General features: G+C 67.9%; 13 protein-coding genes. 5 read left to right on the plus strand and 8 right to left on the minus strand.

Annotation, left to right across the window (positions count from 1 at the left end; translation table 11 throughout):
* Nucleotide 1: 1 nt before the first annotated feature.
* Together ABE571_RS03560 and ABE571_RS03565 are read right to left on the minus strand one after the other, a co-directional pair.
* Nucleotides 2-1,861, minus strand: coding sequence for an EAL domain-containing protein (locus tag ABE571_RS03560; RefSeq protein WP_346493191.1), 1,860 nt, complete (start codon nucleotides 1,859-1,861; stop codon nucleotides 2-4).
* 57 nt (nucleotides 1,862-1,918) lie between these two features.
* On the minus strand, nucleotides 1,919-2,545 hold the full coding sequence (locus ABE571_RS03565) for a DUF4126 domain-containing protein (RefSeq protein WP_346493192.1): 627 nt from the start codon (nucleotides 2,543-2,545) through the stop codon (nucleotides 1,919-1,921).
* A gap of 181 nt (nucleotides 2,546-2,726) precedes the next feature.
* Here ABE571_RS03565 and ABE571_RS03570 point away from each other — a divergent pair, with 181 nt between their 5' ends.
* The 5 genes from ABE571_RS03570 to ampE all read left to right on the plus strand — a co-directional run bounded on the left by ABE571_RS03570 (nucleotide 2,727) and on the right by ampE (nucleotide 6,375).
* Complete coding sequence (locus ABE571_RS03570) at nucleotides 2,727-3,476, plus strand: DUF6776 family protein (RefSeq protein WP_121040594.1); 750 nt, start codon at nucleotides 2,727-2,729, stop codon at nucleotides 3,474-3,476.
* A gap of 4 nt (nucleotides 3,477-3,480) precedes the next feature.
* Nucleotides 3,481-3,942, plus strand: a complete 462-nt coding sequence (locus ABE571_RS03575) for a polymer-forming cytoskeletal protein (RefSeq protein WP_313211070.1) — start codon at nucleotides 3,481-3,483, stop codon at nucleotides 3,940-3,942.
* A 54-nt stretch (nucleotides 3,943-3,996) separates the two neighbouring features.
* On the plus strand, nucleotides 3,997-4,386 hold the full coding sequence (erpA, locus tag ABE571_RS03580; protein WP_019185327.1) for an iron-sulfur cluster insertion protein ErpA: 390 nt from the start codon (nucleotides 3,997-3,999) through the stop codon (nucleotides 4,384-4,386).
* 69 nt (nucleotides 4,387-4,455) lie between these two features.
* The gene (gene nudC / locus ABE571_RS03585; RefSeq protein ID WP_346493193.1) at nucleotides 4,456-5,361 is read left to right on the plus strand and encodes an NAD(+) diphosphatase; all 906 of its coding nucleotides are present in this window, start codon (nucleotides 4,456-4,458) and stop codon (nucleotides 5,359-5,361) included.
* A gap of 120 nt (nucleotides 5,362-5,481) precedes the next feature.
* Nucleotides 5,482-6,375, plus strand: coding sequence for a regulatory signaling modulator protein AmpE (gene ampE, locus ABE571_RS03590; protein WP_313211071.1), 894 nt, complete (start codon nucleotides 5,482-5,484; stop codon nucleotides 6,373-6,375).
* A 9-nt stretch (nucleotides 6,376-6,384) separates the two neighbouring features.
* Here the strand turns inward: ampE and ABE571_RS03595 are convergent, their stop codons facing one another.
* The 6 genes from ABE571_RS03595 to ABE571_RS03620 form a co-directional block, all read right to left on the minus strand.
* Nucleotides 6,385-6,804 carry a DUF2752 domain-containing protein gene (locus ABE571_RS03595; protein ID WP_313211072.1) on the minus strand — a complete coding sequence of 140 codons (420 nt, stop codon included), beginning with the start codon at nucleotides 6,802-6,804 and terminating at the stop codon, nucleotides 6,385-6,387.
* Nucleotides 6,804-7,163 (minus strand): CD225/dispanin family protein, encoded by a 360-nt coding sequence (locus tag ABE571_RS03600; protein WP_123729974.1) that lies wholly within the window; start codon nucleotides 7,161-7,163, stop codon nucleotides 6,804-6,806. The genes ABE571_RS03595 and ABE571_RS03600 overlap by 1 nt, the downstream gene beginning before the upstream one ends.
* A gap of 111 nt (nucleotides 7,164-7,274) precedes the next feature.
* A complete protein-coding gene (locus tag ABE571_RS03605) occupies nucleotides 7,275-9,164 on the minus strand; it encodes an MFS transporter (RefSeq protein ID WP_313219441.1) in 1,890 nt (629 codons plus the stop codon).
* A 139-nt stretch (nucleotides 9,165-9,303) separates the two neighbouring features.
* Complete coding sequence (gene yccS, locus ABE571_RS03610; RefSeq protein WP_346493194.1) at nucleotides 9,304-11,481, minus strand: YccS family putative transporter; 2,178 nt, start codon at nucleotides 11,479-11,481, stop codon at nucleotides 9,304-9,306.
* Nucleotides 11,482-11,664: 183 nt separating this feature from the next.
* Nucleotides 11,665-13,767, minus strand: coding sequence for a TonB-dependent receptor (locus tag ABE571_RS03615; RefSeq protein ID WP_346493195.1), 2,103 nt, complete (start codon nucleotides 13,765-13,767; stop codon nucleotides 11,665-11,667).
* A gap of 241 nt (nucleotides 13,768-14,008) precedes the next feature.
* On the minus strand, nucleotides 14,009-17,134 hold the full coding sequence (locus ABE571_RS03620; RefSeq protein WP_346493196.1) for an efflux RND transporter permease subunit: 3,126 nt from the start codon (nucleotides 17,132-17,134) through the stop codon (nucleotides 14,009-14,011).
* Nucleotides 17,135-17,148 lie beyond the last annotated feature (14 nt).

Raw genomic sequence — 17,148 nt, forward strand, 5'->3', positions numbered from 1 at the left:
CTCAGAGCACCGAGTTCTGGAAGTCGAAGTTCAGTTCGCTGCCGGCGGACTGGACCATGTTGCCCTGGATGAAATCCACTCCGCCGATCCACATCGCGGCCGCTGCCTGCGGGTCTTCAATCTGCTGGCCGATGATGCGCAGCCCGGCGCGGTGCGCCCGGTCGATCGCCGCGCGCAGTTCGTCGCGCGTCTGCTGGTTGGTGTGGCTGTTGGAGAAGCGCGCGGCCATGCGCACATAGGCCAACGGCAGCTGCGCCATCAAGGCATTGGCTTCATCGCCCGGCTCGAACTGGCTCAGGCAGAAACGCACGCCGGCTGCATGCATGCGCGTGCAGAACTGCTGCAGGGTGACGGTGTGGATCAAGGCATCGGGCAGGCGTACGTCGATGACCAATGCGCTGCCGTCGATCTGCCGGCTCGCCAGCGATTCCAGCAGCCAGTCACCGAAGGCATCGCGGGCCAGCGTGCGCAGCGACTGCGAGACGAACAGGTGCAGCGGCTGCGCGGCGTGGCGATACAGATCCAGCAGCCCAAGCGCATGGTCGAGCACCTGCTGGTCCAGATCGGCAATGCGCCCGGCTGCTTCGGCGGCCGGAATCACCTGGCCGGCGGCCAGCACGCTGCCATCGGCCTGGCGCAGCCGCAGCAGCATCTGGTATTGCGCGGTGTTGCCACCGGCCACGGCGACGATCGGCTGGTAGGCCAGTTCCAGCTGCCCGTCAAGCAACGCCAGGTGTTCCTGCGCGGCCACATCTTCGCGGCGCACGTACGCGGCCACGCCCGCGGTCAGCAGGCGGGCCTGCAAGGTGGTGCGTTCGACCGCTTCCAGTGCGCTGCCCGCATCGGAGAAGCCCGGCGAGAGCTGCGCATGACCGACCACGCCGCGCAGGTGCACGGATTCGTCATCGCGGATCACGAACGCGCGCGTGGACAACTGCTCGCGCAGGGTATGCGCCATTGCATCCAGCGTGGCCTCGTCGGCCCCGCGGGCCAGCACCAGGAAACTGTTGTCGTTCAGACGTGCCAGCAGGTAGGGCTGGGCGGCATCGGCCAGCCGTTGGCCCGCCTGGGTCATCAGCCGTTCGAACGCGGCATAGCCGTAGCGCTCGCGCAGCCCCAGCGCGCTGGCGATCTCGATGAAGAACAGGCCGCCGTGGTCGCGGTGCGCCAGCGAGGCGCCGAGCTGTTGCATCACATGATGGCGGGTCGGCAGGCCGGTCTCGGGGTTGTTCATCGCCGGTGCGCTGCCGTTGCCCGCCTGTGAGGCGGCCTGCGCACGGGCGCGGCGGATCCGGTTGGAGACGGCGGCGATCAGGTGGCGCGGGCGGATCGGCTTGCTGAGGAAATCATCGGCGCCGCTGTCGAGCACTTCGAACTGGCGCTCCGGATCCGGGTCGCCACTGAGGAACACGATGGGCAGCAGCTGCTGGCCGGGTTGCTGGCGGATCAGGGCGGTCAGCCGCATCCCATCCAGCCCCGGCAGATGCAGGTCCATCAGGATCAGGTCGGGGCGATGCTCGGCGATGGCCTGCTGCACCCCCTCGGCATCGCTGTGCACCAGCGCCTCCATGCCGGCGCCGTGCAGCACGCTCTGCGCGAACAGGGCCTGCGAGCGGTCGTCTTCGACGATCAGCACGCGGTACGGCGAGTCGATGCCGGGCGGCGGCAGGCTGCCGGTCTCGGTGTGCATCGGGGGGAGCAGGGGCGGCGAGCTGGCCGGCGCCGGCGTCAGCGCGACGACATTGCTGTGCACCACGGGCGCGGGTGAGGCCTGGCTTTGCCAGCGCTGCCAGTGGTCGGCCGGCGGCGTTTCAGCGCGCACGGCGCGGGCGGGTGCAACAACGTTGTCGTGAACGGCCATCAGTACTCCCAGTCTGCGCCGCAATTATGCGATGAACACCCGAAGGCAGGGCACGCCTCACCGTGGCAGGGTTCCCGGTTTGACCTGCGTCTGGCCACTGTCGGCCTGCCGCATCAACCAACGCATGCCCTTCCACAGCGTCCGCCAGATCATCCACACGATCAACGCGCCGATCAGGCTGCACGCCACCACCAGGATCAGCGCCAGCCAGGGGTGCGCCAGCGCGAGCGCGAGCCCGCCGACCACCACGGTGTCTTCGGCGGCGGAGGCGATCCAGTTGCTGGCCGGTTCGGGTGAGGTGTTGAGCAGGGCGCGGGTACCGGATTTGAGCCCGTGGCTGGCCAGCGCGACGCCGGCACCGGCCACCAGTGCGGTGCCGCTGAGCTCACCGCTGGGCGAGAGCGTGGCGGCGGCCAGGAACGCACCGGCCGGGACCCGGGCCAGGGTCTGGACCAGATCCCAGACCGAGTCGACCCCGGGGATCTTGTCGGCGAAGAATTCGGCGATGGCCAGCGCGGCCGAGGTGCCCAGCACCCACCCGGACTCCGTGGCCTGCAGCGCGGGCGGCAGGTCGACCCAGCCGAGCAGGCCGGCCAGGCCGACGCCGAACACGGTCAGGTACACGCGGATGCCGGCCAGCCAGGCCAGCAGGATGCCGATCACGAACAGGTGGGCTTCGGTCATGGCACGCGCTCCGGCTGCAGAATGTGCACAGGCGCACACTATCGGGGATGACGTCCATGAACGCCACTGCCCCGATCCCGGCCCTGCGCGGACAAGGTCTTTCCCCTGACTTACACTAGCCCGTCGTTCCAGACAGGGGCCGTTGCGACAGCGCCGGCAGGCGCGGTCGCCCAGGACTGCCATGAATAAACCCACACCTTCCCGCATCCAGATCCGCCGGCCGGGCGCGCCGCCCGTGCAGGACCGCAAGCGCCTGCTGGTGCTGGGCGGGGCCTGGCTGCTGTCGCTGATCCTCGCCGTGCTGCTTGGCGCCTGGCTGGGCTCGCCCGGCGGTGACGTCGGCACCCAGCTCAAGGCCGCCGAGACCCGCAATGAGCGCCTCCAGCAGCAGCTCATCGAACTGCAGCAGCGCCAGGCGACCCTGCAGGCGTCCGACCGCATCAGCCGCGCCGCCAACAACGAAGTCCAGACCTCGCTGGGCGAGCGCGACGAAGAAATCGCCGGCCTGCGCGCCGACGTGGCCTTCTATGAGCGCCTGGTCGGAGCGACCAGCCAGCGCAAGGGCCTGAACACCCATTCGGTGGAGTTCTCGCCGGAGACGGGCGGCACCTGGCAGTACGCCGTGGTGCTGACCCAGAACCTGAACCGCGGGGCGATCAGCCAGGGGCAGATGCGCTTCACGGTGGAAGGCGTCAAGGACGGCAAGCTGACCTCGGTCAGCTGGGACGAGCTGCACCAGCGCACCAAGGTGCCGGGCCAGGACTATTCCTTCCGGTACTTCCAGCAGCTCACCGGCAGCGTGATGCTGCCACCAGGCTTCACCCCGCAACGTGTGCGGGTCACGCTGGGATCGGGCGCGGGGGGCGCCACCCAGGTATTCGATTGGAAGCAGGCCGGAGCACCGGCGGCATCGGCAAAAGAAGGGGAGTAAGCCCATGTTTGGCAGCAACAAATCCAACCGCGACGGACATCTGGTCGTGGACGCGCTGATCGGCGCGCAGGTGGTGATCCGCGGGGACGTGGAATTCAGCGGTGGCCTGTACGTGGAAGGCACCATCCTGGGCAAGGTGATCGCCCAGGACGGCGCCAGCAACGCCACCCTGACGGTGGCCGAGCATGGCGCCATCGAGGGCGAGATCCGTGCCCAGGTGGTGGTCATCAGCGGCCGCCTGGACGGGGATGTGCACGCCACCGAGCGGGTCGAACTGACCCCCAGCGCCCGGGTGACGGGCAACATCCATTACCAGGTGGTGGAAATGCACGCCGGCGCCCAGCTGACCGGCCGCCTGATCCATAGCTCGGCGCAGATGGCCCTGCCGCCGCCGTCCGGGGATGCGGACCAGGGCAAGGGCAAGGACACCGCGGCCCGCAAGAAGCTGGCCGAGGCGATGGCCTGAATCGCGCCCGCGTGACAACTTGAAACCGTGCTCATGCACCCCCATGCTGGGGGCATGAGCACGCTTGTTTCCCTGCCCGGCGCTCCCGCCGCCGCGCCGAACTACCAGTCCCTGGACCGTCCGCTGAACTTCACCGAGGCCGCTGCGGCCAAGGTCAAGGAGCTGATCCAGGATGAGGGCAACGCTGCCCTCGCCCTGCGCGTCTACATCGAAGGCGGTGGCTGTTCCGGCTTCCAGTACGGCTTCGAGTTCGACGAGAACCGCGCCGAGGACGACCTGGCGGTGGATACCGCCGGCGTCACGCTGCTGGTCGATCCGCTGAGCTTGCAGTACCTGATGGGCGCCGAGGTGGATTACACCGAAAGCCTGACCGGCGCGCAGTTCGTGATCCGAAATCCGAACGCCAAGACCACCTGCGGCTGCGGCAGCAGTTTCAGCATGTGATGTGCGCGCAACCGGCCTGACGGTCGGTTGCCGCTTGCCAGTCCCGCCGAATGTGGGCAGGCTCTTGCGATGTCCAAATTCTCTTCGCAGCTTTCCGGTTTCGCCTTCGTCAGCGAGCCGCTGGAGCGCGCCGATACCCTGCGCGATGACGCCGATGCGTTGTTGCGCCTGTGGCCGGACGCGCGTGTATTGGTGCTCGACCAGGACGGCACGGCGCTGGCCGGCCACGATGGTCAGCCGCTGCCGCTGACCGGCGCGGATCTGCGCGGTGGCCCGGGCACCGCGATCTTCCTCGGCCTGCGCGGCGAGCAGGCGTGGTTCTCGATGGAGGCCGCCGGGCTGTCGGTGACGGCGCCGCAGCGGGTCGACCTGCGCCAGTCCGCCGCGACCTGGTCCATCGCCGATTCCACCGCCTTCTGTTACGCCCGGGGCATGTCCTACTGGCAGTCGCGCACCCGCTTCTGCGGGGTGTGCGGCGGCGCGGTGACCTTCAGCCGCGGTGGCTTCGTGGGCCGGTGTGGCCAGTGCGCCACCGAACACTACCCCCGGGTCGATCCGGCGGTGATCGTGGCCGTGGAGAACCAGGGCCGGCTGCTGCTCGGCCGCCAGGCGAACTGGGCCCCGCGCCGTTATTCGGTGTTGGCCGGCTTCGTCGAGCCGGGTGAGTCCCTGGAGCAGACCGTGGTCCGTGAGGTCTTCGAGGAGAGCCGGGTGCGCGTGCGCGAGTGCCGCTACCTGGGCACCCAGCCATGGCCGTTCCCCGGCGCACTGATGCTGGGCTTCGCCGCCACGGCCGAAGACGACGTGCCTACCGTGAACGGCGAGCTGGAAGATGCGCGCTGGTTTACCGCCGAGGAAGTGGGCGCAGCCCTGGCCCGGGATGTCGAGGATGACGGCGAAGGCATCCGCCTGTCGCCGCCGATCTCGATCTCGCGCAGCCTGATCGAGCACTGGTACCGCCAGCAGATCGCCTGACCGTCGCCTGCCGTTGCCGCAGGCTGAACACGCGGCGCGGTACATTACCAACGGCCCGGGGAATTGCCGGGCCGCAAGGCATAGTAGCGGCGCGTTCCACGTCCCGAGCCGGAGGCTTACATGTTCACCACCCTGGTCGCCGTGCTGGTTGCCTTGGCCCTGGGCCATGTCGCGCCGGGCGTGGCCGTCGCGCTGCGGCGTTTCGGCCTGTACCGGCGCTGGCTGCAGTGGCTGGACCGGCACGCCGCCGAAGACGGGGTCTGGCGCGGCCGCAAGGGCGCCTGGCTGGCGGTGCTGCCGTTCGTGGCAGTGCTGGGCCTGCTCCAGTGGCTGTTCGATGACCGCGTCTACGGCCTGCCGTCGCTGCTGCTGGGCGTGCTGGTGCTGGTGATGTGCTGGGGCCCGCGCGATCTGGACCGCGATGTCGAGGCGGTGATCGACGCCGATGACGCCCACGCCCGCCACCTGGCGATCGCGCAGCTGCAGTCCGCCGGTGGCAGCCTGCAGGAAGACGTCCCCTCGCTGGTCGAAGCCACCGTGCTCAACGCGCTGCGGCGCTGGTTCGCGGTGCTGTTCTGGTTCCTGCTGCTGGGCCCGGTCGGCGCGCTGCTGTATCGCCTGCTCGCCTTGCTGGGGGTTGGCCCGATGCGCTCGCTGGCCAGCGTGGAAGCGGTCGCCGGGGCGCGCGTGGTGCTGTCCTGGCTGGAGTGGCCGGTGGCGCAGCTGATGTCGCTGTCGATGGCGCTGGTCGGCAACTTCGATACCGCGTTCAAGGCCTGGCGCGAAGCGCACGGGAATCAGTGGTCGGCCTCGACACACTTTCTCGGTGCGGTCGCGCGGGCAAGCGTGAGCGCCGAGCTGCGTGAGGACGCGCACGATTACAGTGATGCGGGGATGGTGCCGGTGTGGCGTCGCCTGCCGGAGCTGCGCGATGCGATGAGCCTGGTGTGGCGCATGCTGCTGCTGTGGATGGCGGTGCTGGCGCTGCTGGTGATCGCCGGCTGGGTCACCTAGCCGTCCGGGTCAGCCCGGTGCCAACCAGGTAAACGGCACCCACGGCAGGTTGCGTGCGATCCAGTACGCGGGCAGCAGGATCAGCCAGAAAGCGGGCTTCATCAGCAGCGTGATCAACGGCTGCAGCGCGCGTGGCCGCCAGCCCAATGCCCAGCCGAGCACCAGCGGGGCGATGGCCAGCATCAGCATGGCCAGGGGATTCATCGAAAACGCGGTGGCCACATCGCCGTGGGCCAGCGCGTGCAGTGCACGCGTCAGCCCGCAGCCGATGCAGTAATACCCGGTGACCGCCAGAAAGCTGCACGGCGGGAACGGACTGCTGGCGCTGTTGGGGTCGTAGTGCCGCAGCACCCAGACTCCCGCACCGGCCGCCAGTGCGGCCGGTGGCAACAACGCCAGCAACCAGCGCTTGCCGTGCAGCGCGATCATCAGCTGTTGCTTTCGATCTGCTGCTGGAACTGCTGCATCTGCTCCATGTAACCGTCCACGCCCATGAAGGCCAGCGAGATCACGAACAGCACCACGCCGGCGATCAGGAAGCCGGTGGTGACCCATGCCCAGATCTTGGCGTTCTTGGAAGCACGACGCGCGCCTTCCAGGTCGCCCTGGTTGAGCAGGCCGTTGACCTTGCTGGCGAACACGATCGCGACCACACCGGTGACGATGCCCGGGAAGCTCAGGCACGACAGGCAGCACACGAAGAACGCCAGGATGGTGACGACGATCGACCAGATCAGGTGGTTCGGAATGCTGCCCGGGGCGGGCGGCAGGGGGGCGGTGGCATTCATCAGCGAAACTCCATTTGCTTGGGTGGGTGGGTGCGTACGAGGTGTCCCGGGCGGTAATCTAACCGATGTCCCTGTCTCTATGTATACGGTTACATGCAGGCACGGCGGGGCTCACGCCTGATCGCCCCGCAGCTGTCGTACCTGGCTTTCCAGCATCGGTGCGGTGGCAGCATCCCCCGCGATCGGCGCAGAGGCGACCACCTCCACATGCGCGCGGAAGCGGCGAGGCACACGCATGCGGCCCAGGCGCGTGTCGCGGCGGCTCCACATGCTCGACCACATCCCACGCAGCGCCATCGGCACCACCGGTACCGGGCGACGCTCCAGGATCTTCTCCACGCCCGATTTGAACGCGCCCATCTGCCCATCGCGGGTCAACGCGCCCTCGGGGAAGATGCAGACCAGCTCGCCCTCGGCCAGCGCCTTGTCCACCTCATCGAAGGCGGCCTGCATCAGCGCGGGATCTTCGCGTGCGCCGGCGATCGGGATCGCCTTGGCGGTGCGGAAGATCCAGCGCATCACCGGGATGTTGAAGATCTTGTAGTACATGACGAAGCGCACCGGGCGCGGGATCGTCGCCGACAGGATCAGCGCGTCCATGTAGCTGACGTGGTTGCACACGATCAGCGCCGCGCCCTCGTCCGGCACGTGGGTCTCGATCCCGTGCGGGCGCAGCCGGTACAGCGCACGCACCATCACCCAGCTGAGGAAGCGCATCAGGAATTCAGGCACGATCGTGAAGATGTAGATCGACACCACGGCGTTGGCGATCGCCAGCGCCAGGAACAGCTGCGGGATGGTCCAGTCCAGCACGCGCTGGGTCAGCAGGCCAAGACCCGCAGCGAGCACGATGAAGCCGGAGTTCTGGATGTTGAGCGCAGCGAACACGCGTGACATTTCCGACTTGGCCGTGCGGCTCTGGATCAGCGCGAACAACGGCACCACGAAGAAGCCGGTGAACAGGCCGATGCCGATCAGATCGATGATGATGCGCGCGCTGCCCGGCGCCTGCACGAACTGCCAGATCGACAGCCCGGCCACGGCAGCTTCGCCGACGCGGGCGAAGTACAGGTCGAGCATGAAGGCGGTCATGCCGAACGCCCCCAGCGGCACCAGCCCGATTTCCACGGTGCGCCCGGACAGCTTCTCGCACAGCAGCGAACCGGTGCCGGTGCCAAGTGAGAACAGGGCCAGCGCGAAGATGTAGAGCAGGGAGCCGCCGCCGAGGTTGACCTCGGCATAGGTCGGCAGCTGCGAGGTGAGCATGGTGCCGACGAACCAGAACCAGGACACGCCCAGGATCGCGTTGCGCACGGCCTTCTGCTTCTTGGCCATGCGCAGCACCGCGAGCGACTCGGGCAGCGGGTTCCAGTTGATCTTCAGGTCCGGCGCGCCCGCATCGACCTTGGGGATCATCCGTGCGGTCAGATTGCCCGCGACGGCGAGCACGATCACCGCGGTGGCCGCCACGATCGGCCCATGGCTCCCGGACAGGGCGAAGATCAGGCCGCCGGCGATCATGCCGGTCAGGATCGACAGCGAGGTGCCCATCTCGACCAGGCCGTTGCCGCCGGTCAGTTCCTCGGGCTTGAGGATCGAGGGCAGCACCGAGTACTTCACCGGCCCGAACAGCGTGGACTGCATGCCGGTGCAGAACAGTGCCACCAGCAGCACGGGCATGCTCTCGGTCAGGAAACCGAGTGCGGCCAGCGACATGATCGCGATTTCCATGGTCGTGGTGATCACGATCAGCCGGGATTTCTCCAGCTTCTCCGCGATCTGGCCGGCCAGTGCCGAGAACAGGAAGTACGGCAGGATGAAGATCGCCGGCGCCAGGTTGGTATACAGCGAGCGCTCTTCGATCGGCGTGCCGAGGAAGAACAGCAGCGCGATGATCGCCTGGCGGTAGACGTTGTCGTTGAACGCGCCCAGCGACTGGACGATGAAAAACGGCAGGAAACGGCGTTGCCTGAGCAGAGCGAACTGACTATGGCCGGACATGGAGACTCCTTGCGAACCGGCGCAGCCTAGCATTCTCCCTGTTGGCGCAGCATGGCAGCGCCGCGCGTCGCCCCGGGGCGGTAGCTCACGACCGTTGGTCGTGAGACGTTCAACATCCGTATCGACCAACGGTCGATACCTACCGCAGCGTGCGCGCGGCCTCATTGGCGGCGCCCCGCAGCTTGGGCAGCAGGCGCAGCATCAGCCCCATCTGGGTGCGGATCAGCTGCAGCTTGGGGGGCATGTCGTCCGGGATATGCTCCAGCTGCTCGGCCAGGGCCCGATCGCCCTCGTTGGCGTCTTCAGCCACCGGCTCGCGCCGCTGCAGCGCAGTGGCGATCTGCTGCATCGCCTGTTCGACGCGTTCCCCACCGGACAGCGCCAGTGGATCCTGGCCGTAGCTGTCCAGCTGGGTGCGGTGGGCGCCCAGTGCGGAGAGATGGCCGAGCAGGGTGTTGGACAGCGCCAGGAAGCGGAAGCCGGCATCCAGGTTGCGGCGCACGTGGCCGGGCTCGCGCAGCATGTTCGACAGTGCCGTGGACAGCGCCGCATCGGCGTTGTGCATGTCCCGGCGTGCGATGCGATAGGCCAGATCGTCCTGCATCCCGCTGCCGTACTGGCCCAGTACGGCGTGCAGGTACTTGGCGCAGTTGTCGAGCACACGGGCCATCACCAGGTTCAGGCGCCGGCCCTGCCAGTCGGGCAGGATCAGGAAGGCGGCCGCCGCGGCGATCGCGCAGCCCAGCAGGGTATCCACCAGGCGCGGCCAGATCAGCAGGAAGCCATCGCCGATCAGGTTGAAGCAGGTCAGTGCCATCACCGTGATCGCCGCCGAGGCCACCAGGTAGCGATCGCTGCGGGTGAAGAAGAACAGCAGCGCCGAAAGCAGCGCGATCAGCAGTTCGATGCGCAGGTCCTGGAACAGCTGCATCAGCGCCCAGGTCAGCACCAGGCCGATCAGCGTGCCGGCGATCCGTTGTGCCAGCCGCTGGCGGGTCGCGCCGAAGTGCGGGCGGCACACGAACACGATGGTGAGCAGCACCCACGAGCCGTTCTGTGCGTTGAACAGCCGGATCGCGGCGAACCCGACGATCAGCGCCAGCGCCATGCGCAGGCCGTGCCGGAACAGCACCGAGCCGGGGGTGAGCTGCTGGCGGATGCGCACACCCATCTCGCGCAGGGTATGCGGGTTGGTATCGCGCAGGCGGGTATCGACGTTGTCCAGGGTGGACTCGGACTTCTCGGCCTCGGACAGGCGCCGCTCGATGCTCTGCAGGTTGTGGCCGAGCAGTTCCAGCGAGGCCAGCAGGCGCTGCCACTGCGGGTTGTGCTGGGCACGCAGCCAGGTGATCGAATCGGTCAGGTCGGCCGTGGCCTGCTTGGTGCGCTCGCCGTACTGGAACGGCTGGCGCAGGCGGATCGCCTGGCCGAGGTTGGCGCAGGCCTCACCCTGCAGCGCGAGCAGGCGCTGGCAGCGGTACAGCACGTCGCTGTGGAAGAACGCCTCGGTGAGTGCGCCGTAGGGGTAGTGCGAGGAGCTGGCACGCTCATGGAAGTCCTGCGCCATGTAGTACAGGCGCAGGTACAGGCCGGACTGCACGCCGGGGCGACCGGAGCGGCCAAACCGGGCCAGGATCGCGGTCTTGGCGATGTTCAGCGCTTCGACCACGCGCCGGTTCTGCTCGGCCAAGGCCAGCTGGCGCTTCTGCACGTCGGCATCGCGCACCGGTTCGAACAGATCGGCCTTGAGCTGCAGGTAGCGGCCCAGTTCCAGGTACAGGCGCGCGACCCGCTCGCGCACGGGCCGGTTGGCGAACAGGGCGGTCCACAGGATCGAGAGCAGCGCGTACCAGACCGCACCGGCCAGCAGATGGCTGACCGCGTTGATCGCCTGGGACAGATCGGCCGCGCCGTGCTGCTCCAGCCCGATCATGGTGTAGATGGCCAGCGTCACCGTGGCCTGCGCGATGGAGGCATAGCGCTCGCCGAGCGCGCCGAGCAGGGTCAGCCCGAACGTCGCTGCGGCCAGCGCGGTGATGAACCACCACGGATGCGGGAACAGCACCACGACCGCGGCGGCGGCAGCCACGAAGCACAGCAGTGACAGGGCGACCGATTTGATCCGGCCCCACCAGTTGTCGTCGGTCTCGGCGATCGCGCTGGCGATGATGCCCAGGAATACGCCCGGCAGCGCAGGCAGCTGGTCGAGATACCAGCACAGCCCCATCGCCGCGGACAACGCGATGAACACCCGCAGGCCATAGCTGGCCTTCTCATGCGCCCACAGGCGGCTGACGCGGGTTTCGAACGAAGGCATGGCGACTCGGCGGAAGGCAGGCGGCCATTATTGCCGGAGCGGGGTGAAGGGGGCACCTTTACGTGGGTTGGAATGGCGCTGGTAGTGCCGGGCGCGGGGGCGCGCCCCCCCCCACCCCGGCGGCCCCCCCCCCCCCGCCCCGTGGCCCCGCCCGGCCCCCCCCACGACCCGCATGCATCCGGCTTACATATCGAACCGCACGCTTACCGCGAAGGTGCGCGGCAGGCCGACGCCCGCGTTGGACCAGTACTTCTTGTTGGCCAGGTTCTCCACGCCGGCGCGCCAGGTGACGGGGTGGCCGGCAGCCTGCATGCGGTAGCCGACGCCCGCGTTGACCAGGGTGTAGTCGGGCAGCTTGAGCGTGTTGTCGGCGTCGTAGTAGACGTCACCGTAGTAGCGGGCCAGTGCGTACACGCTCAGGCCCTCGATCTGCGGGATGCTGTAGTCGGCGTGCAGCACGCCCTGCCAGCGGGCGGCGCCGGCGGTGCGGTTGCCTTCCTGGCTGGCGCTGCCCGGGGAGAGTTTGTCGTAGGTCGGGTCCAGCCAGGTCACGCCGCCACCGAGGGTGAAGGCATCGGTCAGGCGCACATCGCCACTGACTTCCACGCCTTCGTAAAGGGTGATGCCGTCCTGCACCAGCAGCTTGCCGGCGGACGTAATCAGGTCGATGTTCGCGCCACGCTCCAATCGGAAGGCGGCAGCATTGGCGCTCCAGCGCGGGTACTCGATCTTGGCGCCGATCTCGTACTGCGTGCTGATGGTGGGGTCGAGCACGTCGCCGGCATTGATGTAATCGCTGCCCACGCGGCTGCCGGCTTCCAGCGATTCGACGTAGCTGGCATACAGCGTCACGGCATCGGCCGGCTTGTACATCAGGGCGTAGGTCGGGGTGACCGGATAGGTGTGGTACGCGCCCTTGTTTTCGAAGTCGTTGTAGCGCGCGCCGGCCAGCAGCGACCAGCCATCGGCGAAGCTGACGATGTCGCTCACGAATACCGCCTGCTGCACGGTCTCGCTGCCGCGGCTGAGCACGCGCGAGCCGACCGCATCATGGCGCAGCGTCGGACGCTGATAGATGTTGCCGCGGCCGAGGGTGTTCCATTCGTACGGACGGTCCCAGCCCAGGCCGGTCTGGTGGGAGACGCCGGCAACGACCTGGTGCGACAGCGGGCCGGTCTGGAAGCGACCCTGCACGATGGCCTGGGCCAGCTTCCACTCGCTCTTGCCACCGAGCTCGTAGGTGTTGATGTCGTAGTCGCCGTTGACGTCATCGATGTAGGCGAAGATCTTGTTGACGTCGTTCCAGGAGGTGGTCACGCCATAGCTCAAGCTGGCTTTCCAGTCGCTGTTGATCTGCCAGTTCAACGCGGTGGAGAGCAGGCTGGAGCGGGTGTCGTAGTAGCTGCCGTCGATGCTGTTGTCGATGTCGCCGGCCAGCGGGCGCGGCAGCTCGGTCAGGCCGATGAAGTAGTACTGCGGGGATTCGTTGCTGAGATCGCGTGACTGGAACACGCCGTCGAAGGTCCAGGTGAGGCGATCGCTCAGGCGTGCATCCAGCGACAGCGCGCCGACCTTGCGGTTCACCTCGCCGCCGTTGAAGGTCTCGCCCTTCTCCTGGTACGCATTGAAGCGGTAGCCGAACATGTCTTCGTTGCCGAAGCGCCCGCCCACATCGACCTGGCCGCTGACGATGCCCGCCTCGCGCCAGCCGAGCTGCGCCGACAGCGTGGTGACCTCGGTCGGCTTCCTGGTCACGTAGTTGACGATGCCGCCGGGCTGGCCGAAGCCATACATGAAGCCACCGGGACCCTTCAGCAGTTCCACCTGCTCCATCACTTCCAGCGGCCACTCGGTGCCCCACGAAGAAACCTGCAGGCCGTTGACGCGGTAGCTGTCGTAGCTGAGGTCGATACCGCGGTTGCGGATCGGCGAGCTCCAGCCGCTGGCGTAGGCGCTGACCTGGGTGACCACGGACGGATCGGTGAGGAAGGCCTCGCCAAGCGAGACGACCTGGCGCTTCTCGATGTCCTCGCGGCCCACCACCGAGATCGCGAAGGGGGTATCGCGCACGGCACGGTCGCCCAGCGCGCCGGTGTCGGTATGGGTGCGTTCGGCGATGACCTTGATCGCATCCAGGTCGGTGGCCGAGCGCGCCCGGACGCCGCCATCCGGGGCGGACTGGGCGTGGGCGGTGCAGGCCGCGGCCAGGGAAAGGGCGAGCAGGGCCGGGCGCAGGGCACGGCGGCCCGGCACCACGGCCGGGAGCGAAGACACAGACTGGCGCATGTTGTGGGGGTCCTCCGCGGGCGGCAGCACACCGTCCGCGATCAGAAGAAGGCGGAAAAGAGGGGGTGGCTGAGTCGTCAGGCGTGCCGCGTCAGCGGCAGCGGGGCATCGCGGGGGGCAGTGCAGGACCGTGGCTGATGCGAATTGTTCTCTTTTGGGCCGGAAGCGTCAATCCGGCGGCGTGCCGACCCACGGTCGGCACCTGGCTGCATGAACCACGTTCAGTGCAGCCGTGCCGCCGTCACCGTGCGGCCGCGGCGCGCTTCAACGCACGCTTTTCACGACGGCGGGCCCGCCGGGCCGCCCAGCGCTCGCGCAGGCACGAGAAGATCACGTACAGCGCCGGGGTGCTGAGCAGGGTCAGGCTCTGCGAGAACAGCAGGCCGCCGATCATCGCGATGCCCAGCGGGCGGCGCAGTTCGGAACCTTCGCCCAGCCCGATCGCCAGGGGCACCGCGGCCAGGATCGCCACCATGCTGGTCATCATGATCGGACGGAAACGCACGATGCTGGCTTCGCGTGCGGCTTCCAGCGGTGTCTTGCCATGCTCGCGCTGCGCTACCACCGCGAAGTCGATCATCATGATCGCGTTCTTCTTGACGATGCCGATCAGCAGCACCAGCGCGATCATCGAGATCACCGACAGCTCGGTGTTGGTGCCATACAGCGCCAGCAGCGCGCCCACGCCCGCCGCCGGCAGCGTGGACAGGATGGTGACCGGGTGGATCAGGCTTTCATACAGCATGCCCAGCACCAGGTAGACGGTGATGATCGCCGCCATCACCAGGATCAGCATCGCCATCGGGTCCGAATCGAACCCGAACCCGGCGTCCTCGGCCAGGCGGATGTCGCCGGGCATGCGCATGCCATTGACCGTGCTGTCGATGATGGCCTTGGCCTCGCCCATGCTGGTGCCGGGGGCGAGGTTGTAGCTCAGGTCCATCGTCGTGTACTGGTTTTCGTGGGTGATCTGCGAGGGCGCCAACCCTGGCACCTGCTCGGCGACCGCCGTGATCGGCACCATCTCGCCATTGCCGGCCCGCAAGTAGATCTGGTCCAGCGCACCCGGTGTCGCGGTCTGCTCGGGCAGGGCGTTGACCACCACGCTGTACTGGTTGATGTCCGAGTAGATCGTGGAGATCTGGCGCTGGCCGAAGGCGCCGTACAGCGCGCCGTCGATGGCACCGACCGACACCCCCAGGCGCGCGGCCTTGGCGCGGTCGATCACGATGTTCTGGCGCAGGCCGGCGCTGTCCACATCGGTGCCGACGTCGGCCAGCTTCGGGTTCTTCTTCAGCGCGGCCTGCAGTTTGGGCAGCCACTCCTGCAGCTGGGCCAGGTCGTTGCCCTGCAGCGAGACGCGGTACTGCGCGCCCTGGCTGGCCCCCCCGCCGTCATTGCTGGGCAGATCCTGGATCGCGCGCAGGCGCAGCTGCAGGTCGGGATAGCGGTCGGCCTTGGCGCTCAGGCGCGCCAGGGCCTGCGCGGTGGTTTCGCGGCGGCCGTCCTTGCGTGATTTCAGTTCAACGTTGAACTGCGCGCTGGAGCCCTGCCGGCCACTGCCCAGGCGCACGCCCACGGTCTTCACCGCCGGGTCGGCCATCAGCATGTCGGTGATGCGCCGCTGGCGGTTGACCATGTCGTCGAAGGAGACCGTGGCGCTGGAGTTCGCGCGGCCCCAGATCAGGCCGGTGTCCTGGGGCGGGAACGCGCCCTTCTTCACCGCACCGAACAGGAACACCGTCGCGCCGATCAGCAGCAGCGGGGTCAGCGACAGCAGCAGTGCATGACGCAGCGAGAAGTCGAGCAGCGTCACGTAGATCCGCAGCATGCGGTCGTGGCCGGCGTCGAGCAGGCGGCCGAAGCGGCTGGGTGCACCGGCGTCGGCATGCGCGCTCAGGAAGCGGCTGCACAGCGCCGGGGTGAGGGTCAGCGAGATGATCATCGACACCACGATCGCCGCCACCAGGGTGACGGTGAACTCGCGGAAGAACGCGCCCATCATGCCCTTGGCGAACAGCAGCGGGATGAACACCGCCACCAGCGAGGCGGTGATCGAGACGATGGTGAAGCCGATCTCGCGCGCACCGGTGAGGGCCGCCTGCATGCGCGTCATGCCCTCGTCGAGGTGGCGCATGATGTTCTCGATCACCACGATCGCATCGTCGACCACGAAGCCGATCGCGATCACCAGCGCCAGCAGGCTCAGGTTGTTCAAGGTGAAGCCCAGCACGTACATCACCAGCGCCGCACCGGCCAGCGACAGCGGCACGGTCACCGCCGCGATCAGGGTCGGGGCGAGCCGGCGCAGGAACAGCGCCATGGTCAGCACCACCATCGCCAGCGCGATCAGCAGGGTGATCTGCACTTCATGCAGCGAGGAGCGGATGGTCGGGGTGCGGTCGAAATAGGGGGTGAGCGTGGTGCCCGGTTCCAGGTAGTCGCGCAGGGTGGGAATCTGCGCCTTTACCCGGTCCACGGTTTCCACGATGTTGGCGCCGGCGCGGGTGAACACGTACATCACCACCGCCGGTTTGTGGTTGAACCACGCGGCCTGGTAGGCATCCTGCTGCCCGTCGTAGACGTTGGCGATGTCCTGCAGGCGGATCACGCGGCCGTTGTCGGCGGTCTTGATGACGAGCTGGGCGAAGTCGGCTGCGCGCGCCACCGAGTCGTTGGCGATGATCGCGGTGGTGGTGTTGCCATCGGTGAGGAAGCCGGTCGGCGAGGTCACGTTGGCGGCGCGCACGGCATTGCGCAGGTCATCGGCGGTCAGACCGAGGGCGTTCATCAGGCGCAGGTTGACGTCCACGCGCACGGCCGGCGTCGAAGCACCGGCAATATCCACCGAGGACACGCCGGTGATCTGGCGCAGGCGCTGGGCCAGCAGCGAGTCGGCGACGTTGTAGAGGTCGTCGGCCGACTGCGTTTCCGAGGTCAGCGCGATCGCGATGACCGGGTCATCGTTCGGGTTCGCCTTCTGGAACATCGGCGTGCCCAGCCCGGCGGGCAGGTCGGCCTGGGCCGAGTTGATCGCGGTCTGTACGTCCAGTGCGGCCGAATCGATGTCGCGGTCGCTCTGGAAGATCATGAAGACCAGCGAACTTCCCTCGGAGCTGGACGAACGCATGCGGTCGATGCCCGGCAGCTGGCCGAGGTGGCGTTCCAGCGGCGCGGTCACCGTGGAGGCCATGGTCGTGGCATCCGCGCCGGCCTGGTTGGCGTGCACGAAGATCACCGGGATCTGGATGTTCGGCAGTGCCGACACGCCCAGCTGCAGGTAGCAGATCACGCCGACCACGAACAGGCCGATGGCCAGCAGGGCAGTGCCGATCGGGCGGCGGATGAACGGACCGGAGATGTTCATCGAACGCCTCCGCA

This window comes from Stenotrophomonas sp. TWI273, from assembly GCF_039674765.1.
Lineage (GTDB): Bacteria > Pseudomonadota > Gammaproteobacteria > Xanthomonadales > Xanthomonadaceae > Stenotrophomonas.